Genomic DNA, 16,819 nt, shown 5'->3' on the forward strand with positions numbered 1-16,819 from the left:
GAAGTGTTTTGTTTTAACGATAACGCTATGAAAATATTAGGCAATAGACTGTTAAAAAAATGGAAATAACCAACTTTATGTTAAATTTAAATTGAAATCTTTCAAAAAAAGGGCTTTGTAATTTGTAATCTATTGAAAGATAATTATCTTTGGCTACTTTTTAAAAAATCCAAAAAACACCATGAAAAAACATTATTTATTAGTCATTTTGGTTTTCTCAATAGGCCAGGTTTATGCTCAAAGCAATTCGCCTTGGCAGCTACTAAGCAGCGACAAAACAGTTGCTTCTGAAAAGGTAAGAGAAATCCAGTACTCTGAAAACCAAAAATTACTACAATTCAATTCAGTTGAATTCAAACAATTATTAGCAAACGTTAAGGATATAGCTACAGGACTTCCTGGAGTAGAAATTTCAATTCCAAATATCAGCGGAAAACTAGAAAAGTTTATGGTTTGGGAATCCTCAAACTTTGCGCCGGAATTACAAGCTAATTTTCCTGAAATCAGAGCTTATGTTGGAAAAGGAATTACCGATCCTGCTGCTACTTTAAATTTTAGTTTTGCGCCTTCAGGCATTCAAACAATGATATTCAGAGCAGGTTTAGGTTCTGAATTTATTGAGCCTTACACCAAAGACAGATCAGTTTATGTTGTTTTTGACTCAAAAACAAGAACGCCTGGTCAATTGCCTTTTGTATGTTCTACAGATGACGTAGCGTTGACTAATAACTTGCAAAGAAATGGTAATGTAGTTATGGCAAACAATCAGTCTTATAAAACCATGCGTTTGGCTTTATCTTGTACAGGGGAATATGCGGCTTATCACGGAGGTACTGTTGCCGGAGCTTTAGCGGCTATGAATGCTACAATGACTCGTTGTAACGGTGTTTTTGAAAGAGATTTAGCGGTTAAATTAATTATTATTGCTAATAACTCCAATGTTGTATTTACTAACGCTACCACTGACCCATACTCAGCTGCCTCAGGAATGAATAACTGGAATGCTCAGTTACAAGCAACATTAAACAATGTAACTTATGTAGGTGCTGCTAATTATGATATTGGTCATTTGTTTGGCGCAACAGGAGGCGGTGGAAGTGCCGGTTGTATAGGTTGTGTTTGTGTTGATGCTAGTAAAGGAAGCGGGTATACTTCACCTGCTGATGGAGTTCCAATGGGAGATACTTTTGATATTGATTATGTAGCTCACGAAATGGGACACCAAATGGGAGCTAACCATACCTTCGCTCATGGCGGAATCAACTTTAATGAAAACAATGCGGTAAATGTTGAGCCGGGTAGTGGTTCTACTGTGATGGCTTATGCCGGAATTGGAGGAAGTGGAACAGATATGCAAGCCAATTCAGACGATTATTTTACTTATAGAAGTATTCTTCAAATACAAAATAATTTAGCGGGTAAGACTTGTCCGGTAAGTACCAGTATTGTTGCAACAAACCCTAGACCTACAGTAGCTGTGTCAGGTACCAGTTATACAATTCCGGTGGGAACTGCTTTTAAATTAACTGGATCAGGAACAGGAACTGTTGGGGAAATACTAACTTATACTTGGGAGCAAAACAATGATGCCACAATAATAGGTGCCGTACCTTCATTACCTTCTCCTACCAAAACAGACGGACCTAATTTCAGATCTGTTGTGCCAAGTGTTGATTCGTTTCGTTATATGCCAGCTTTTTCTGATGTGTTAAACGGTAATTTAGTCAATCCATGGGAAACGGTTTCAACGGTACCAAGATCATTAGCATTTACCTTAACTGTTAGAGATAACGTTCTTGGCGGTGGACAAACAAATACAGCACAAACCACAGTTAATGTAGTTGACATTAGTGGAGCCTTTGAATTCACAAATCCAAGTACACCAACTTCATGGCCATTAGGATCAACGCAAACCATTACTTGGAATGTAGCCGGTACAACTGCAAACGGTATGAACACTGCAAACGTTAATATCTTATTGACAACAGACAATGGCGCTACATTCACAACCTTAGTAGCAAATACTCCAAATGATGGTTCAGAAGCTATAACAATGCCTTCTGTTCCGGCATTAAACAGTAAATTATTAATTGAATCTGTTGGTAATATATTTTATGCCGTATCTAATAATATTTCTTTAGGATATGATTGTAATGTAGGTAATGAAGCTCCGGGTGCAGCAATAGCTGACGGATTAGGAGCTAATAACCCTGGTGCCGCATCAGTTCGTACTATCAATTTTCCAAATAGTGTTACAATTGACAATATGAAGGCTTCTTTCAGTACAGGTCATACTTGGATTGGGGATTTAGTAGTTAAACTGAAACACCCTGACGGTACAGAAATTAACCTATGGAACAGAACCTGTAACAATCCACAAAGAACAGGAATGAGTGTTATTTTTGTTGATGGTTCTCCTGCGCCGGTTTGTGCCAGCCCAACAACAGGAACATATAGTCCAGCTCAAGCTTTAGCCGCTTTTAACGGAAAGCCATCTAACGGAGTTTGGACGTTGACCGTTCAGGATTTTTATAATGGTGATACGGGTTCCATTACCTCTTGGGGAATTGATTTTGGATGTACATTGGGTAATGAACAATTTGATATTGCTGATTTAACAGTATATCCAAATCCAAACAACGGAAACTTTACCGTTCAATTTGACAACCCAACTTCAGAGGAAACAAAGATTGATGTTTATGATATGAGAGGTAGAAAAATATTCGAAAATACTTATACGAACCAAGGTATGTTTAACGAAAGCATTCAGTTGAATAATACCCAATCAGGTATTTACTTATTGAACGTTACTGATGGTAACAGAAAAGTAGTAAAAAGAATAGCTGTTGAATAAGTTAAAAATGAATTTAAAATAGTTTCAAAAGGAGAGAGTTGTGAAACTTTCTCCTTTTTGAGCTTAAAATGTATAAATAATAAAAAAACACTAAATGAAATTAAAATTCTCCTTGCTGTTGTTGGCTTTAGTTCAAATTGGCTTTGCCCAACAAAGAACCTGTGGAATGCAGCAATACATGCAACAGATTATGAATGATCCTGCTGCTAAACAGTTGTATCTTCAACAACAAGCCAAGTTTGAAGTTGAACTTCAAAAACAGTCCTCACTTAACAGAAATAGTAACGCTGTTAATAATGTTCAAGCGATTAGAATTCCCGTAGCGGTTCATTATCCTTCTGCCGGAACAGCTACTGAAGCGGTGAAAACTTGTTTAAGAGCTTTGGCACAAAACCAAATCAATATTTTAAATGCCGATTACAATGCAGCTAATGCAGACATTATCAATTTTACTGAAGGTGATACCGATTTTTATCCGGGTATTTCTATCGGTAATCTTGGGGTTCAGTTTGAATTGGCTACAGAAAACCATCCGGCAGGAACCGGATTGAATAACGGAGATTTAGCCATAACTTTTGGTACAGATTTCTTAAGCGGTGCTGATTCAGATGCTACTTGGGCAGGTTATATGAACTTAGTGGTGAGAAATGAAGGGAGTTCAATTTTAGGATATTCTCCGCTTGGTGGATCGCCTGGTTCGGGTCAAACAGTTGTGATTAATAGATTTTGTTTTGGTTCTGGTGCCGGTTGTACCGGTTATGTTCCTGCAGCACCTTTTAATTTAGGTAGAACACTAACGCATGAGTTAGGGCATTTCTTTAATTTAAATCATACGTTCAACAATGGTACTTGTAGTACTAATACCAATTGTAATACGCAAGGAGATAGAGTTTGTGATACGCCTGAGGTAGCTGAAGAGTCTTATGGCTGTCTAACCGCTGGTGAGGTTGGAAGTTGTTCATTCGAACAGTTAGCGCTTACAATGAACTACATGGATTATGTGGATGATGCTTGTATGTACATGTTTACTTTAGGACAAGAAAACAGAATGAGAGCTTATTATAATGCTATAGCCAGTCAGTTTTCAACTACTGCTTTATCAAACAATGAAGTTTTATCAAGTAATTTCAAGGTATACCCAAACCCAAGTAAAGGAAGTTTTACTATAGAGTTAAAAGAATTAACCAATAGTTATGCTGTAGAGGTTTATGATATCGCGGGTCAAATTATTTATGACAACAACTTTGAATTGACTTCTGCTTTAGTTCAGACTATTAATTTAGAAAATACCAGTAGCGGCATTTACTTTATCAATATCAAAAGTGATAATGGTTTAGTAATAACCAAGAAAATTGTGATTGAGTAATTTAGTACTATATCAATAAAAAAAGCTATCATTTCTGATAGCTTTTTTTATTTTCCGTTAAAGCTATTCATGGTGTTGTTTAAGCCTGCAAGAACAAAGGATTCTATGATTTCTTTGGAGATGGCAAATCGTTCCGGAAGTTTGGCTTTTTCTTCTTCGTTCCATTCGCCTAACACATAATCTACTTGTTGCCCTTTTTTAAACTCATCGCTGATTCCAAAACGAAAACGCGGATATTCCGAGGAGTTTAAAATCAGTTGGATGTTTTTTAACCCATTGTGACCACCATCGCTGCCTTTGGCTTTGATTCTGATGGTGCCAAAAGGCAAATTTAAATCATCAGTAATGACCAAGACGTTTTCTTTGGCGATGTTTTCTTTGTCCATCCAATATTGAACCGCTTTGCCGCTCAAATTCATATAGGTATTGGGTTTCAACAGAATTAGCTTTCTGCCTTTAATATTGTATTCAGTAATCGTTCCTAGTTTGGCGGTTTCAAAAGACAAGCTTTCTTTTTGGGCCACATAATCCAAAATTTTGAAGCCAATATTGTGGCGTGTATTTACATATTCGGCACCGATGTTTCCTAGTCCGACGATGAGGTATTTCTTCATTTCTGGTATTTTTTCAGAAGTTGTATTAGGGGTAAATAATTTGGTCAACCATTTCATAGCGTAAAAGTAGCTAATTTGATTTCATAAAAAAAGCACCAGTGTGAACTGATGCTTTTGAATATAAGGTATTGAAAATTATTTTTTCTTTCCTTTTGCCGGAGCTTTTGCTGCTTTTGCTGCTTCTTGAGCGGCTTTCATAGCAGCACGTGAAATCTTCACTTGAGCAACCACAGTGTTATCCGGGTGCATCAATTTGAAGTTTTTAGCTTCTAATTTAGTAACGTACAATTTGTTACCCATTTGCAATTCAGAGATGTTAGCTTCAACAAAATCAGGAAGATTTTTTGGCAAAGCTTTCACTTTTAATCTTCTGGTGTTTAAACGTAAATCACCACCTAACAATACACCTGGTGATGTTCCAACCACTTTCACGGGAACTTCCATAGTGATTTCTTTGCTATCGTTTAATTGAAAGAAATCAATGTGTAAAATTTTGTCAGATACCGGGTGAAACTGAATGTCTTGAAGAATAACATTGGATGTTTTTCCAGCCAAATCAACTACAACAGTGTGTGCGTTTGGAGTGTAAACCAAGCCTTTGAATGCTTTTTCTTCTGCTGCAAAATGCTGTGGTGTAGTTCCTCCGTAAATAACGCAAGGGACCATTCCAGCATCACGTAAGGCTTTAGTAGCTTTTTTGCCTACGCTTTCTCTTTCTTGTCCTTTAATCGTAATCGATTTCATTGTAAAAATATATAGTTAATAAAAAATACTTAATTGAATTACATCAGGAATTTACCGCTGATGGAATTGTTGTGTTGCACCATGTGCATTACTTCTGCAAACAGCGGCGCACAACTCACCACTTTTATTTTGTTTGATTCCTTCTTTAACGGAATAGAATCGGTAACAATCAACTCCAATAATTTAGAGTTCTCTATTTTTTCATACGCTTCTCCCGAAAGAATAGCGTGTGTACAAATAGCTCTTACGCTAATTGCGCCTTTCTCCATCATCAAATCCGCCGCTTTGGCTAAGGTTCCTCCGGTGTCGATCATATCGTCAACCAAAATCACATTTCTGCCTTTTACCTCTCCAATCAATTCCATTGTGTCAATGACGTTGGCGATTTTTCTTTGCTTATAACAAATCACCACGTCTGATTCTAAAAACTTAGAATAAGCATAAGCTCTTTTGGAACCGCCCATATCCGGAGAAGCAATCGTTAAATTTTCCAATTGCAAACTCTTTACATACGGTAAAAAGATAGTCGAAGCAAACAAGTGATCCACCGGTTTTTCAAAAAAACCTTGAATCTGATCAGCATGTAAATCCATAGTCATGATTCTGGTGGCACCGGCAGTTTCCAATAATTTGGCTACTAACTTGGCTCCAATCGGAACTCTTGGTTTGTCTTTACGATCTTGTCTTGCCCAACCAAAGTAAGGTATTACCGGAGTAATGTGTCGTGCTGATGCTCTTTTCGCTGCATCAATCATTAACAAAAGCTCCATTAAATTGTCGGCACTTGGAAAAGTGGAACAGACAATAAAAACGCGTAATCCTCTTATTGATTCTTCAAAAGAAGGTTGAAACTCGCCATCACTATATTTTGAGAACGTAACTTTCCCCAGCGGAATCCCATAGTTAGTAGCTATTTGTTCGGCCAGATGAACGCTTTGTGAACAGGCAAATATTTTTGCTTCGGGTTCTAAATGCGACATTGTAATTAGTTGTTGTTACTCCGCTGCGCTACATACAATTCTGCTTTGACGTCTGTCTAAACTTTAGGTATTAATTGCCTCGGGTGTAGTTAGTTAGTTGTTGTTCGTTTTACCGAGGTGCAAATTTAGAAATTAAATCCGACTCTGAAAGGATATTTTTAAGTATTTTTTTGATTGTATGAAGAATTTTTTTTTACATTTGCACCCACAAAACACAAATACCTTAATGCCCGGATGGCGGAATTGGTAGACGCGCACGACTCAAACTCGTGTTCTTAGGAGTGTGGGTTCGATTCCCACTCCGGGTACAAAACCTCTCAGTAATGAGAGGTTTTTTTATTTAGTGTAAGAAAGAAATATTGTCTAAATAGCCCCGACAGGAGCAAACTACCGCGTAGTGCGGATGGCGGGAGGATTAGTGAAAAGAAGCTGGAAGTGCTGCTCCTAAAAAATCAAAACCCTAAAATCAATTTAGCAATCGAAAAGTAAATCAAAATTCCACAGATATCATTGCTGGTGGTAATGAACGGTCCGGTCGCCAAAGCGGGATCAATATTAAATCGGTGCAGTAATAATGGCACAAAAGTTCCGATAAGCGAAGCAATGATAATTACTGAAACCAACGCAATGGTGACAATCTCTCCGATAATCAATTCTACATTCAAAAGGAAATGACTTCCCACAAAAAGGATGGTGGCCAAGATAACGCCGTTGAGTAAACTCAAAGACACTTCTTTAATCAAACGATTCCAAAGCGAACCGCTGATGGATTGGTTGGCCAAACCTTGCACAATAATAGCCGAGGATTGTACGCCAACATTTCCGGCCATCGCTGCAATTAGTGGTGTGAAAAAGAATAAATTCCCGTGATTCGCCATCGCACCTTCGAATAAACCTAAGACTCTAACGCTGATAAAACCACCAAACAAAGCCAAAACCAACCAAGGCAAACGCGCTCTTGTTAAGTCGAGAATACTGTCATCCGCTTCTACGTCTTGCGAGATACCGGCTGCTAATTGGTAATCTTTATCGGCTTCTTCTTTAATTACGTCTACGATATCATCAATGGTAATTCTACCGACCAACCTGCCCATTTCATCGACTACGGGAATGGCTTCCAAGTCATACTTTTGCATGATGCGAGCGACATCGGTGTTGGGCATGTCTACTCGAACATAATCTACTTTTTTGATATACACTTCGCTGATAGGCGTTTTGGTCGAAGTGGTCAATAAATCTTTTAGAGACAAGCGTCCTTTCAATCGGTTTTCGTCATCAACCACATAAATCGAATGCACGCGAGTGACATTTTCCGCTTGGATTCGCATTTCTTTGACACAGGTCAGTACGTTCCAATTTTCATTGACTTTCACCAACTCTTTTCCCATCAAACCACCGGCACTATCTTCGTCGTAACGCAACAAATCGACAATGTCTTTGGCGTGTTCAACGTCTTCTAATTCCGAGATTACTTCTTCTTTTTTGCTTTGCGAAAGTTCGGCAATAATATCTGCCGCATCATCCGTGTCTAACTCGTCAAGTTCTTCTGCAATTTCTTTGGCAGAAAGGCCTTTAAGGATTTTTTCACGCAAATCGTCTTCCAATTCGGGAAGAATTTCAGCGGTGATTTCACTGTCCAGGATTTTAAAAATATAAGTGGCTTCGGCAGTTTCCAGTTCCTCAAAAATCTCTGCGATATCGGCATGGTGCATGTCATTCAACAATACTTCCAATTCTCGGTCGTTCTTGTCGTGAATGAGTTGCTCGATTTGCGCTAAGAGTTCTTTGCTGATTTTAAACTGCATTGGCTTCTATTTTTTGAGTGAGTTCTATGAACTGTTCTACAGTCAATTGTTCCGGACGGAGGTCAAAGATAGTGTCTTCTTTTAAATTATCCGAAAGGTTAAACGATTTTAGACTGTTTCGAAGTGTTTTTCGGCGTTGTTGAAAACCGGTTTTGACAACGCTAAAGAATAATTTTTCGTTGCAAGGCAAATGGAAATCCGTTTTTCGGCGCAAGCGTAAAACACCTGATTTTACTTTGGGTGGCGGATTAAAAACGTGTTCGTGAACGGTAAACAAATATTCGGCTTCATAAAAAGCTTGAACCAGTACAGACAGAATTCCGTAGACTTTGCTGCCTTTTTTGGAACAAATTCTTTCGGCGACTTCTTTTTGGAACATACCCGAAAACTCGGGAACTTGTTCGCGCAATTCCAAACATTTGAAAACAATTTGGGACGAAATGTTATAAGGGAAGTTTCCGGTGATGGCAAAAGGTTTGCCTTCAAAAACTTCGTTAATGTTATATTTTAAAAAGTCTTTGGAAATGATTTTCCCTTCCAATTTTGGATAATGCGCATTCAAATAGGCTACCGATTCGGTATCAATTTCAATCACATAAGTCGTGGTCGGTCTTTCCAAAAGATATTTGGTCAAAACACCCATACCCGGCCCGATTTCCAATACGTTGTCATAGCCTTCCAGATTCAGCGTGTCGGCTATGTCTTTGGCTATGCTTTCGTCGGTTAAGAAATGTTGTCCGAGGTGTTTTTTGGCTTTTACTTGGTTCATTTAGATTATTAGATTATTAGATTGTTAGATTGTTAGACTTTTTTTTAAGAAGTCTAAGCTAGTCTAAGAAGTCTAAGTTAGTCTGTTAATGCTCGCTTATCAATTCCAATTCCGTTCTAAAAGCCAACATTTTGTCGCCAAAAAGCCTATGTCCTTCTTCGCGTAATCTTGGTGCATCTTCATCATAATATTTTTGCAGGGTTTCTTTGCTGTCGGTAGTGTATTGTATGGAATAAGTCGTGCCGCCCATTTCTTCTTCAATTAAGACTTTTACCATTCGTGCCGAAGAAAATTTTCCGGTAGCCAAAACATCTTTGATGTGTTTTTCCTGCATCCATCGCATCCATTGGTCGTGAACGCTTTCGTGTATGTTAATGGTAACGTTATATAAAATCATGATTGTTTAAAATTTATAAATTGGAATTAAATGGAGACTGAACACTGAACACTGACCACTATAAATTAGTGTCTCCGCGAAGTTTTCGGTATTTATTCCGCGAGTCGACAAAGAAAATACTGTCTTCGTGTTTGAAGATGATTTCTTCATAAAGTGGTTTGGCTTTTTCGACATCACTCAAATTGGTATTGTAAATCTCCGCCGAATAGTAAAGCGCTTCATCTATGTAAATGCATTCTTTGTGATGGGTTACAATGGCATTATAGTTTTCCAAAGCTTTGGTGAAATCGCCCATTTTTTCGTAGGTTTTACCAATGCGTAATAAAGTCACCGGTTCGATTTCTTCGCCTTTGTGTTCTTTTAAAATCAGTTGGAATTGCGCCAAAGATTCCGCTTTTTTATTTTGGTACAACAAAAAATCAGCGCGGGCAAATTTCTTTAATGCTATTTGAGTCGAATCTTCTACGGTATTGTCGCTGATGAGTAAGAACAAATCTAAAGCATCATTGGCAATCAATTGTGAAGCAGCCGATTTGAGCACTTTTAATTGGTGTGTTGCCCATTCAAAATCGCCTTTAAAATAACTGGTTTTGGCAGTTTTTAATTGCGCTTCCTGCCCGGTAATATCACCGCCCATGTCTTCGCCTACCTGAGAATAATAAATCAACGCCTGGTTGTATTTTTCTTCCAGTAAAAGAATATCGGCCAATTGCATTTTGATGGCTGCGGTTTGGTAGCGGTTCAATGGCATTTCCATGGCATTTTTCAAAATTGCTTTCGCTTTTTCGGGATTGTTGAGGTGAAAAGCCGTGAAATCTGCTTCCAATTCCAATAAGGATAAAGTATACGGACTTACGCCAAATTCTTTGATCAATTGATCCAATTCGGCAGTAATGGCGACATAATCTTTATCGGTGGCATGATCAATTTTCATCTCCATCAAATAAGAATGTGCCTGAATCAACAGTTCTAAATCGTTGGTGTTTTCTAAAACAAAAGTCAAAATTTCTTTGGCTGAATCTTGGTCGTTATCTTCAATGGCCATTTCGCCCAAATTGACGATATTTCCAAAAGATTCGGGGTTTCTTTTGTAAATGGCTTTTTGCTGGATAAAGGCTTTTCCATATTCTTTCTGTTGCACAAAATACCAACTTAAGAAATCATTCCAAAACACATCTTGTGTTTTTTGTGTTCTGATGAGCAAGGCTTTTTTCAAAGAATTGTTGAAATTTTCATCACCATCTTCCGTCATAAAACGCGATAATTGGTTTTGGATAATCGGCAAGTTTTGCGGATTTAGATTGGCTTCCATTAAATAAGTTTCAATCATCAAATCGGTTTCGCCTTTTTGTCCGTAAAGCATCGCCATCTGGAAGTTGAAACTCAATCTAGGGTCGATTTCCAAAGCGGTTTTATAAGCCAAAAGCGCATAATCAAACAAAGCTTTTCTTTCGAATGTGTAAGCCAATCCATAAGCTTCGTTGGCATTTTTTTTGATTCTGTCAATTGCCTGATTGTACTGTTTGTTGGCTTTCTCTTGGTTTTTTTGCAACTGAAAATTAAAACCCAATTCGATTAAAAGACTACTCTGTTTGTATTTGTCGAGCCTTTCTTGTATGGCTTTTTCAGCTTTGTCAAATTGTTGCAGTTGTTGGTAACACTCAATTACTTTTTGGAAATAATTGGAGTTGCCTTGTTGTGCTTTCAGCAGTTCTTCATAGCTCACTAAGGCTTTTTCAAATTCACCTCGGTCAAAATAATTATTGGCCAATTGCTCGTTTTGAGCCGAAGCCCAAAGCGAAAGGAATAAGAATAAGATAGAGAGAATTTTTTTCATTTGTAAATTCTATTGTTTTTCAAAGGTCAAATGTAATTCGCATAAATGGTGTTTCATTTGGAATCAAATTTTCGGAATGCTCATTTCATGTTTCAAATTAAACGAACAATGTACTAAAGTAACACTTTTTGTGCTCCGTTAGTACATTGTTTGCTAAAGATTAACTATTTAGTTAATGATATCAAAACCAGTGTAAGGACGTAAAACTTCCGGAATTACAATACCTTCCGGTGTTTGGTAATTCTCTATGATTCCGGCTAAAACTCTAGGCAAAGCCAATGAACTTCCATTTAGGGTGTGTGCCAATTGGGTTTTTCCGTCTTTTCCTTTGAAACGCAATTTCAAACGATTGGCTTGGAAAGTTTCAAAATTAGATACCGAAGAGATTTCTAGCCATCGGTCTTGCGCTGTTGAAAATACTTCAAAGTCATAAGTCAATGCTGAAGCAAAACTCATATCGCCCCCGCAAAGGCGAAGAATTCTATAGGGTAATTTCAATTCCTGAAGAATTCCTTTTACGTGTTCTACCATACCGTCTAAGGCTTGGTAAGAGTTATCAGGATGTTCAACACGAACGATTTCTACTTTGTCAAATTGGTGCAAACGGTTCAAACCACGAACGTGCGCGCCATAAGAACCGGCTTCGCGACGGAAACACGGTGTATAACCTGTGCACAAAACCGGCAATTCACTTTCCTGCAAAATCACATCGCGGAACAAATTCGTTACCGGAACTTCAGCAGTTGGAATTAAGTACAAATCGTCAATGCCAACGTGGTACATTTGTCCTTCTTTGTCCGGCAATTGTCCGGTTCCGTAACCTGAAGCTTCGTTGACCAAATGCGGTACTTGAAACTCTTGGTAACCGGCTTCGGTATTTTTATCAAGGAAATAGGAAATCAAAGCGCGTTGCAATTTAGCACCTTTTCCTTTGTAGACAGGAAATCCGGCACCGGTGATTTTTACGCCTAATTCGAAATCGATGATGTCATATTTTTTAACCAATTCCCAGTGAGGTTGCGCACCTTCATGTAAAACAGGAATATCGCCTTCTTGAAAAACGTTTAGGTTTTCTTCCGGTGTTTTGCCTTCCGGAACGATATCGGCAGGAAGATTCGGTAATAAATACATTTTTTGCGTCAATTCGGTAGCGAAGGCATCTAATTTCTCAGACAATTCTTTACTGCTTTCTTTGAGTTGACTCGTTTTTTGTTTTAGGATTTCGGCTTTGGCTTTTTCTCCGTTTTTCATCATTTCACCAATAGCAGAAGATAATTTATTGGCTTCTGCCAAAGTATTGTCAAGAGCCACTTGTGTGCTTCTTCTGTTTTCGTCTAATTGGATTACTTCTGTTACAATGGCTTTAGCATCCATGTGCTTTTTGGCCAAAGCGGTAATCACTTTCTCTTTATTTTCTCTGATGTAACTAATTTGTAACATGTCATTTTCTTTATTGCGCTCGCAAATTTAATGAAATGTTTGATAAATCCTTTCTGATGCTGAAAAACTTGCCTTTTGTAACCAAATTATAATCAAAGTGATAGGTTTAATTTATCATTTCTTTGACAGTTGTCTACCTTAATAATTGCTATATTCGCAAAAAAATCAATTGCCTACTATGAAAAAGTGCTACTTTTTAGTATTTTATCTTACAATATCTTTTGTTTTTGCCCAAGAAGGTATTTTAGAGACTAACAGAATTGCCGAATCGGAAATGAAATCTGCTTCACAGCTCATGAATTTTCAGGTCAATCCCAATACCACAAACTACGATGTTACTTACAGCAAGCTTGAATTTACAGTAAATCCTGCTGTTTATTTTATAACCGGAAAAGTAACCACGACTTTCAAGGCGTTGAGCGATATGACAACGGTTACTTTTGATTTAACAGATCAATTGACGGTTAGTTCCGTAAAACAAGGCGCTACCGATTTGTCTTTTGAGCAAAACACCGACGATGAGTTGGTGATTACTTTGCCAAGCACTTTAATTACAGGGAATTTTGCCACTGTGGAAATCAATTATTCCGGTGCTCCGGCTAGTGGTGAGCAAGCTTTTACGAGAAGTACTCATAATGGCGCTTCGATTATTTGGACATTGTCGGAGCCATTTGGAGCGAGAGATTGGTGGCCTTGTAAACAAGATTTGAATGATAAGATTGACAGCATTGATGTGTATATCACGGCACCATCGCAATATGTTAGTGTGGCTAATGGTGTTGAACCGGAAGCGCCGGTAACCAATGGTGCAAATAAAACCACTCATTTTCACCACAGCTATCCTATACCGGCTTATTTAGTAGCAATAGCGGTCACTAATTACCAAGTTTATACACAAACCGCCGGAATAGAGCCTAATACTTTTCCGATTGTAAATTATATTTATCCTGAGAGTTATGCGGCGGCGGTTGTTTCTTTAGCCCAAACGCCTGTGATTATGGATTTGTTTGAGAATTTGTTTGAAACCTATCCTTTTAGTGCCGAAAAGTATGGTCATGCCCAATGTGGTTTTGGGGGCGGAATGGAACATACGACTGTTTCCTTTATGGGAAATTTCAGTCGGGGTTTGATTGCTCACGAATTGGCACACCAATGGTTTGGCGATAAAATTACTTGTGGAACTTGGAAAGACATTTGGTTGAATGAAGGATTTGCAACTTATTTATCGGCGCTCACCATTGAGAATTTAGACGGATTGGATGCTTTTATCATACAAAAATCGGGGATGATTGATTTTATTACTTCGAGTCCGGCCGGAAATGTGTATTTAACTGATGTGCAAGCAACTAATGTCAGCAGAATTTTTAGTAGCCGATTGAGTTACAACAAAGGCGCGATGGTTTTAGAAATGTTGCGTTTTAAAATGGGGGATACCGCTTTTTTTCAAGCGATAAGAAATTATTTAGCCGATCCTAATTTGGCTTATAAATACGCAGTAACTACAGATTTAAAAGCGCATTTGGAAACAGTTTACGGACAAGATTTAACCGAGTTCTTTGAGGATTGGATTTACAATCAAGGATATCCAATTTATACCATTACGGCTCAAAATTGGGGCGAAGGTCAAGCCAAATTTGTAATCAACCAAACACAATCAGATCCTTCGGTGACTTATTTTGAAATGCCGGTTCCGGTTAGAGTGTATGGTGCTTTGGGAGAACAAGCCGATTTGGTTTTGAACAACACTTTTGATGGTGAAGAGATTATTGCTAATGTTCCTTTTGCCATAACCGGTGTTGAATTTGATCCTGAAAAACATATTATTTCTAAAAACAATACTGCCTCACTTGGGAATGAGGTTTTTGACCTAGCCAATGCTATAGTGCTGTATCCGAATCCGAGTGCTGAGGTTTTGCACATTCAAATGCCAACTTCACTTGTTTTGGAAAAAGCGGTTATTTACAACAGTCTTGGGCAAAAAGTATCGGAAAGTAATACTTTGGATTTCTCTGTGAGCAACTTGTCTTCGGGTGTTCATTACCTGCAAATTCAGACAATGGAAGGGACTTATCATAAAAAATTCATAAAAAAATAATCTAAAACAAATATTATATGCACGAGTAAGGTGAAAACCTTACTTTTGTGCGTTTAAAAGAAACTGACAAATAAGAAATGGAAATTGCAATCAAACTATCTCAATTTTTACTGAGTTTATCAATATTAATTATACTTCACGAATTAGGGCATTTTATTCCGGCCAAATTATTTAAAACTAGGGTAGAGAAGTTCTACTTGTTTTTTGACATCAAATATTCTTTGCTGAAAAAGAAAATCGGTGAAACTGAATACGGTATCGGTTGGTTGCCTTTGGGCGGTTATGTGAAAATCTCCGGAATGGTAGATGAAAGCATGGACACGGAGCAATTGGCACAAGAACCACAACCTTGGGAGTTCCGTTCTAAACCGGCTTGGCAACGTTTGATTATTATGTTGGGCGGTGTAACGGTAAATTTCATTTTGGCTTTTATTATTTACATTGGAATGACTTTTTTCTATGGTGAAAAGTACATCAACAACAGTGAAGTGAAAGATGGTGTTTGGGTTCAAAACACGGAGCTTGAAAAGGTTGGGATTAAAACAGGAGATAAAATTGTCGCGATTGACGGTAAGGAAATTGTAAAATTTGAACCTTCTGTTAATTTGGATGTTTTGATGGCTAAAACGGTTTTGGTTAACCGTAACGGAGAAGAGAAGACTATTGCTATACCACAAAACTTTATCGGAAAATTTATTGACAAAGACAAAAAAGAATTGATTGCTTTGAGAATGCCTTTTGTGGTTGGCGGATTTGCTGATGACTCTAAGAATAAAGAACAACTAAAAGTTAAAGATGTTTTTGTTTCAGTTAATGGTCAATCATTAAAATACTATGATCAAGCCGCTTCGGTTCTTTCTTCCTATAAAGGGAAAGAGGTTACTGCTATCGTTTTGCGTGATGGTAAAGAAACGCCTGTGAAGCTTATTGTAAACCAAGAAGGCAAAATGGGTGTTGGACCGGCACAAGTGACTGAAAGCAGTCTGGAGAAATTAGGCTATTACAAATTCAGCACGGAGCAGTTTGGGCTTTTTGAATCCATTCCGGTTGGAATTGACAAAGGGTTTGCGCAATTGGGCAACTACTGGAAACAATTGAAACTTATTTTTAATCCTAGTACAGGAGCTTACAAAGGCGTAGGCGGATTTGCGGCTATTTATAATATATTCCCTGATTATTGGAGTTGGGAAGCTTTTTGGAGTATCACGGCTTTATTGTCAATTATGTTAGGGGTAATGAATTTATTGCCAATTCCTGCCTTAGATGGAGGTCATGTGATGTTCTTGTTGTATGAAATGATCTCAGGCAGAAAGCCAAGCGACAAGTTCTTAGAAAGAGCCCAAATGGTTGGTTTTGTATTACTTATTTCCCTGTTATTGTTTGCTAACGGAAACGATATTTACAAGGCAATCATAGGCAAGTAATATTTTTTGAAATTTTATTCGTTTTTATTTGCAAAAAATAAAATTCGTTCTATCTTTGCAACCGCTTAAAAGGATATAAATATCCTCTATAGCTAAAGAAAAAGAGCTTCTGACTGTTAATCAGAGTCCCGATAGTTATCGGGATTGGTTCGAGAAATGTTTTTTGAAATAATAGAATTTACAATATACAGTTTCCTCCTTAGCTCAGTTGGTTAGAGCATCTGACTGTTAATCAGAGGGTCCTTGGTTCGAGCCCAAGAGGGGGAGCTTTTTAGAAAGCCTGATGCGAAAGTATTGGGCTTTTTTCATTTATAAAATAATACTAAAGCATCTGACTGTTAATCATAGTCCCGATAGCTATCGGGATTGGTTCGAGCCCAAGCCCCGATAGTAATCGGGGGGAGCTTATTAGAAAGCCTGATGCGAAAGTATTGGGCTTTTTTCATTTATAAAATAATACTAAAGCATCTGACTGTTAATCATAGTCCCGATAG

Annotated in this window: 12 protein-coding genes and 2 tRNA genes; 6 read left to right on the forward strand and 8 right to left on the reverse strand. The window is 37.9% G+C overall.

Annotated features, from left to right (window positions below):
• Window positions 1–181 precede the first annotated feature (181 nt).
• Complete coding sequence (locus tag C8C84_RS04540) at window positions 182–2,854, forward strand: reprolysin-like metallopeptidase (protein WP_121312405.1); 2,673 nt, start codon at window positions 182–184, stop codon at window positions 2,852–2,854.
• Window positions 2,855–2,948: 94 nt separating this feature from the next.
• Window positions 2,949–4,220, forward strand: coding sequence for a zinc-dependent metalloprotease (locus C8C84_RS04545; protein ID WP_121312406.1), 1,272 nt, complete (start codon window positions 2,949–2,951; stop codon window positions 4,218–4,220).
• 47 nt (window positions 4,221–4,267) lie between these two features.
• Here the strand turns inward: C8C84_RS04545 and pth are convergent, their stop codons facing one another.
• The 3 genes from pth to C8C84_RS04560 form a co-directional block, all read right to left on the reverse strand.
• A complete protein-coding gene (gene pth / locus C8C84_RS04550) occupies window positions 4,268–4,834 on the reverse strand; it encodes an aminoacyl-tRNA hydrolase (RefSeq protein ID WP_199717093.1) in 567 nt (188 codons plus the stop codon).
• 135 nt (window positions 4,835–4,969) lie between these two features.
• The gene (locus C8C84_RS04555) at window positions 4,970–5,578 is read right to left on the reverse strand and encodes a 50S ribosomal protein L25/general stress protein Ctc (RefSeq protein WP_121312408.1); all 609 of its coding nucleotides are present in this window, start codon (window positions 5,576–5,578) and stop codon (window positions 4,970–4,972) included.
• 38 nt (window positions 5,579–5,616) lie between these two features.
• Window positions 5,617–6,558: a ribose-phosphate pyrophosphokinase gene (locus tag C8C84_RS04560; protein WP_121312409.1), complete on the reverse strand. Its 942-nt coding sequence runs from the start codon at window positions 6,556–6,558 to the stop codon at window positions 5,617–5,619.
• A 228-nt stretch (window positions 6,559–6,786) separates the two neighbouring features.
• On the opposite strand from C8C84_RS04560, the gene C8C84_RS04565 reads away from it, so the two are divergent.
• Window positions 6,787–6,866 (forward strand) — tRNA-Leu (locus C8C84_RS04565).
• 144 nt (window positions 6,867–7,010) lie between these two features.
• Here C8C84_RS04565 and mgtE read toward each other — a convergent pair.
• From mgtE to serS, 5 genes are all read right to left on the reverse strand, one after another.
• The gene (gene mgtE / locus C8C84_RS04570) at window positions 7,011–8,363 is read right to left on the reverse strand and encodes a magnesium transporter (RefSeq protein ID WP_121312410.1); all 1,353 of its coding nucleotides are present in this window, start codon (window positions 8,361–8,363) and stop codon (window positions 7,011–7,013) included.
• Window positions 8,353–9,132: a 16S rRNA (adenine(1518)-N(6)/adenine(1519)-N(6))-dimethyltransferase RsmA gene (rsmA, locus tag C8C84_RS04575; RefSeq protein WP_121312411.1), complete on the reverse strand. Its 780-nt coding sequence runs from the start codon at window positions 9,130–9,132 to the stop codon at window positions 8,353–8,355. Before rsmA ends, mgtE begins: the two co-directional genes overlap by 11 nt.
• Before the next feature lie 85 nt (window positions 9,133–9,217).
• A complete protein-coding gene (locus C8C84_RS04580) occupies window positions 9,218–9,529 on the reverse strand; it encodes a DUF4286 family protein (protein WP_121312412.1) in 312 nt (103 codons plus the stop codon).
• A gap of 58 nt (window positions 9,530–9,587) precedes the next feature.
• Entirely contained in the window at window positions 9,588–11,366 is a 1,779-nt protein-coding gene (locus C8C84_RS04585; protein ID WP_121312413.1) for a tetratricopeptide repeat protein, read from the reverse strand.
• 168 nt (window positions 11,367–11,534) lie between these two features.
• The gene (gene serS / locus C8C84_RS04590; RefSeq protein WP_121312414.1) at window positions 11,535–12,806 is read right to left on the reverse strand and encodes a serine--tRNA ligase; all 1,272 of its coding nucleotides are present in this window, start codon (window positions 12,804–12,806) and stop codon (window positions 11,535–11,537) included.
• A gap of 178 nt (window positions 12,807–12,984) precedes the next feature.
• Here serS and C8C84_RS04595 point away from each other — a divergent pair, with 178 nt between their 5' ends.
• The 3 genes from C8C84_RS04595 to C8C84_RS04605 all read left to right on the forward strand — a co-directional run bounded on the left by C8C84_RS04595 (window position 12,985) and on the right by C8C84_RS04605 (window position 16,592).
• On the forward strand, window positions 12,985–14,901 hold the full coding sequence (locus tag C8C84_RS04595; protein ID WP_121312415.1) for a M1 family aminopeptidase: 1,917 nt from the start codon (window positions 12,985–12,987) through the stop codon (window positions 14,899–14,901).
• Between the two features lie 77 nt (window positions 14,902–14,978).
• Window positions 14,979–16,325 carry an RIP metalloprotease RseP gene (gene rseP, locus C8C84_RS04600; protein ID WP_121312416.1) on the forward strand — a complete coding sequence of 449 codons (1,347 nt, stop codon included), beginning with the start codon at window positions 14,979–14,981 and terminating at the stop codon, window positions 16,323–16,325.
• Between the two features lie 193 nt (window positions 16,326–16,518).
• A tRNA-Asn gene (locus C8C84_RS04605) sits at window positions 16,519–16,592 on the forward strand.
• The last annotated feature ends 227 nt before the right edge of the window (window positions 16,593–16,819 follow it).

The organism is Flavobacterium sp. 102, assembly GCF_003634615.1.
In the GTDB taxonomy this organism is placed as follows: domain Bacteria; phylum Bacteroidota; class Bacteroidia; order Flavobacteriales; family Flavobacteriaceae; genus Flavobacterium.

Coding starts and splice junctions, on each gene's coding strand:
- C8C84_RS04540 (WP_121312405.1), top strand. CDS start 182: ATGAAAAAACATTATTTATTAGTCATTTTGGTTTTCTCAATAGGCCAG.
- C8C84_RS04545 (WP_121312406.1), top strand. CDS start 2,949: ATGAAATTAAAATTCTCCTTGCTGTTGTTGGCTTTAGTTCAAATTGGC.
- pth (WP_199717093.1), bottom strand. CDS start 4,834: ATGAAGAAATACCTCATCGTCGGACTAGGAAACATCGGTGCCGAATAT.
- C8C84_RS04555 (WP_121312408.1), bottom strand. CDS start 5,578: ATGAAATCGATTACGATTAAAGGACAAGAAAGAGAAAGCGTAGGCAAA.
- C8C84_RS04560 (WP_121312409.1), bottom strand. CDS start 6,558: ATGTCGCATTTAGAACCCGAAGCAAAAATATTTGCCTGTTCACAAAGC.
- mgtE (WP_121312410.1), bottom strand. CDS start 8,363: ATGCAGTTTAAAATCAGCAAAGAACTCTTAGCGCAAATCGAGCAACTC.
- rsmA (WP_121312411.1), bottom strand. CDS start 9,132: ATGAACCAAGTAAAAGCCAAAAAACACCTCGGACAACATTTCTTAACC.
- C8C84_RS04580 (WP_121312412.1), bottom strand. CDS start 9,529: ATGATTTTATATAACGTTACCATTAACATACACGAAAGCGTTCACGAC.
- C8C84_RS04585 (WP_121312413.1), bottom strand. CDS start 11,366: ATGAAAAAAATTCTCTCTATCTTATTCTTATTCCTTTCGCTTTGGGCT.
- serS (WP_121312414.1), bottom strand. CDS start 12,806: ATGTTACAAATTAGTTACATCAGAGAAAATAAAGAGAAAGTGATTACC.
- C8C84_RS04595 (WP_121312415.1), top strand. CDS start 12,985: ATGAAAAAGTGCTACTTTTTAGTATTTTATCTTACAATATCTTTTGTT.
- rseP (WP_121312416.1), top strand. CDS start 14,979: ATGGAAATTGCAATCAAACTATCTCAATTTTTACTGAGTTTATCAATA.